The organism is Mesorhizobium sp. M4B.F.Ca.ET.017.02.2.1, from assembly GCF_003998955.1.
GTDB lineage: Bacteria > Pseudomonadota > Alphaproteobacteria > Rhizobiales > Rhizobiaceae > Mesorhizobium > Mesorhizobium abyssinicae.
The window spans coordinates 1-3,189 of sequence record NZ_RZOF01000503.1; the positions used below are offsets into that span (position 1 = coordinate 1).

The 3,189-nt window shown below is 61.6% G+C and carries 3 protein-coding genes; 1 reads left to right on the top strand and 2 read right to left on the bottom strand.

Going from position 1 to position 3,189, the window contains the following annotated elements:
• Both EN738_RS32790 and EN738_RS32795 read right to left on the bottom strand, forming a co-directional pair.
• Positions 1–734, bottom strand: a 734-nt coding sequence (locus EN738_RS32790) for an alkaline phosphatase family protein (RefSeq protein WP_281034338.1), incomplete at its 3' end; no start/stop codon positions are given.
• 114 nt (positions 735–848) lie between these two features.
• Entirely contained in the window at positions 849–2,765 is a 1,917-nt protein-coding gene (locus EN738_RS32795; protein WP_127287184.1) for an adenylate/guanylate cyclase domain-containing protein, read from the bottom strand.
• Positions 2,766–2,977: 212 nt separating this feature from the next.
• On the opposite strand from EN738_RS32795, the gene EN738_RS32800 reads away from it, so the two are divergent.
• The coding region (locus EN738_RS32800) for a LysR family transcriptional regulator (protein ID WP_145967010.1) at positions 2,978–3,189 on the top strand (212 nt) is incomplete at its 3' end.

Consider the following 3,189-nt stretch of genomic DNA (forward strand, 5'->3'; position numbering starts at 1 on the left):
CCGTCGCGCACCGATTTCGGCGAATTGTCGGCGAGCTTCAGCGCTGTGCCGCCATCGTCCGTCACCGAAATCGACGGCTTGGCCGGGTTCTTGTCGGCATCCGCGTAGTAAGGCGCGCAGGCGCAGATCAGCCACTGATGGTTGAAAAAGGAACCGCCGAAACCGCCCATGAAGAAATGGTCGGCCAGCACGTAATTCTGCGCCACCGCCCACATGTCGGTCTTGGAGGCGTCCCAGTTGCTCATCGGCATGGCGCCTGAATCGGCCCAGGCTACGAACATGTCGTTCTTGCCGCCGTTGATCTGCATCTGGTTCTGGTAGTAGCGGTGCCAGAGATCGTGCGTTGCGACGCTGAGCGGAACGTTGAACCCCTTGGGGTCGTTCACGGTGAACGGCGTGTTCGGAAGGTGCTCGGTCATCGCCTGCGTCACCGGCGGCGTGACGCCCTTGGCGGTCAGCCCGTCCCAGACAGGCGGCAGTTCGGACAGCACGGATCCGTCACGGTCACGCTGCTGCAGGCTTTCCTTGCTTGCCTGGTCGATGCCCTCGGCTCCAGGGAAGTGACCATAGAGATTGTCGAAGGCGCGGTTCTCGGCGAAGATAACGACCACCGTTTCTATCTTGGCGATGTTGGCTGGCGGATCGCCGGGCTGCGCTGCGGGCGCGGGAACCGAAGCCGCAGCGCACAGGACGAGAGTCGAGGAAAACAGGGCGAGCCCATGGGATCGCTTCATCGTCATACCTCCGTGGTGCAAATGGGATGACACCAGCTTCGCGGCATATTGGCAATAGCTGCCGCGTTGGACGGGCAACGCCATGGGCGGCGGTCCGCCAATGGCCGGGCTGTTCTACGGCTGCCCGAGAGGCTGCGCCTCGCATTCCGGCAGCCGCACAGGTTTGGCGAGTTTCGCCAGCGCCTCGGGCTTGGCGCAAGACGGAAAGCCGGCGAGCGGCATCGTTTCAATAAACCGGCTGCGCTCACTAGTGCTCAAGCCGACTTCATTGATCATGCTCTCGACGGTCAGGTCGGGGTAGTGCTTGAGAGTTTCCCTAACCGCGGCATTCGCCTCATCCATCCGACCCAGAGCCGCAAGGGAGCCGCTAAACACCACCCACCTCCAATGGTCGTAGTTGTCAGGTGTCATGCGCTCCAGCATCTTCAACGCGTCCTCATACCGGCCGGCCATAAAATAGGCAGGGCCGAAGAAGTTGGACGTCCACATCGGATAGTTCGGGTCGAGCCGCATTACCTGGTCGACCATCTGAGCGCCGCGTTCGGGTTCACCGAAGCGTGCCGCATAGCCGGTATAGAATGTCAGGATTTCGGACGAACCGGGAGCGAGACGAAGAGCCGTATCCAGTTCGGCCTTGGCGCGGGCGTTGTCGCCCTTGTGGCTGAGACTCATCCCAAACACGGCGTGTGCCTCAGCGTCGCCTGGATCGAGCCGCACCGCGTGTTCGGCCACATCGGCAGCCGCCTTGATCTCGCTCTCGGGATTGATACCGAAGCCAGCCAATATACCGTGAGCATGGTAGAGTTCTACCCAGGCGCGAGCCAGGCCGGGGTCCAGCTCAATGGCGCGGTTGAGAAGCGCGATTGCCTCCTGCTCATCGGCTACGGTGATCTTTTCAATCTTCTCGGTCCCGAGCAGATAATAGTCATAAGCATTCAGGTTTTCAGGTCGTTTGCGTTTGGCCGCGGCCCGCCCGGCCGTTTGAATCAACCCTACGCCGCCGCCCAGACGGTTGGAGACTTGCTCTGCGATCTCGGTCTGGACGGCGAACACGTCCTCAGCGGGCCGGTCCCAACGATCCGACCAAAGGTGATTTCCGGTTTGTGCATCGATCAACTGCGCGGTGACCCGCACCCGCTCATCTTGCCGCTGGATGGAGCCTTCCAGTACGAAACCGACATGGAGCGCATGTGCGACCTGGCGGGCATCCACCGGCTTGCCCTTGTAGACTTCCGTCGAATTCCGGGCCACGACGTCGAGTTCGGGAAACCGCGCAAGGTCGGTGATGATATCCTCAGTCAAGCCATCGGCCAGACGCCCGCTGGCCTCGTCGCCATAATTATTGAAAGGCAGCACCGCGACCGACGGCTTGCCCCCCAGTGACGTGGGCTGAAAGAACCACCAGGTCCCCCCACCCACCAGAGCCAGCACCACGATCGCCGCCGCAGCCGTCCTGGTCCAGTGCGGCATCGCCTGGCGTAAGGTCCGGTGCACCCGCTTGCCATCGAGCCTCACCCGGTACATCCGCACCGGGCGGTTGATATTCTTGACCTGCTGCTCGCCGACGAAATCGAGTGGCCAATCAAGCTTGCCCTGCAAATGGTCGTAGGCGGTACCTGACACCATCACCCCGCCCGGATCGGCCAGTTGCTCTATGCGAGCGGCGACGTTGACGCCGTCGCCATACACATCGCCATCCACCAGCGCCACATCGCCAAGATTGATCCCGATGCGGAACACAATCCGCTCATGCTCCGGCAATCCGCCATTGCGAACGGCCACAGCTTTCTGAATTTCGGCTGCGCAGATCACCGCATCGACGACGCTGTCGAAGACGACAAGTGCGCCATCTCCCAACAGCTTGACAATTCGACCCTGATGCAGAGCGATCGCTGCATCGGTTACGTCGGCCCGGATAGCTCTCAGGCGCCCGATGGTGCCAGCTTCGTCAATCTCGGTCGCCTTTGAATAGCCGACCATATCCAACGCAAGGATCGCCAGCAGTTTCCGGTTCAATGGAGGGATATTCATCATCCTGCCCCGGACCCAAACTGGCCAAAATGGTACACCTAACCCAGCACGCTGACGAGAGGCCGCCCCGCCAGGCCAGGAACAGGCCGAGCATCCACAGGCTGTTGACCGACCAGCCCACGTTGCCGGCGGCATCCGGGATCTATCTGGCGTTTGGAGCGGCAATCGCTTAGATGCTTAAATGCGTATGAACCCATAAGGTGGCGTGATAAGTGCGACGTAACGACCTTGGCGATCTCAACGTTTTCCTCGCGGTCGCCGAGGAACGCAGCTTCACGCGTGCCGCAGCCAGGCTAGGCCAGTCCCAATCATCGCTGAGCCAAACGGTGCGCCGGCTCGAGGAGCGGCTCGGGATGAGGTTGCTGACCCGCACGACGCTCAGCGTCGCTCCGACACAGGCGGGTGCGCAACTCATCGAAACCCT

What these genes read in the sequence shown, in the direction of transcription:
- EN738_RS32795 (WP_127287184.1), bottom strand. Translation starts at nt 2,765, where the DNA reads ATGAATATCCCTCCATTGAACCGGAAACTGCTGGCGATCCTTGCGTTG.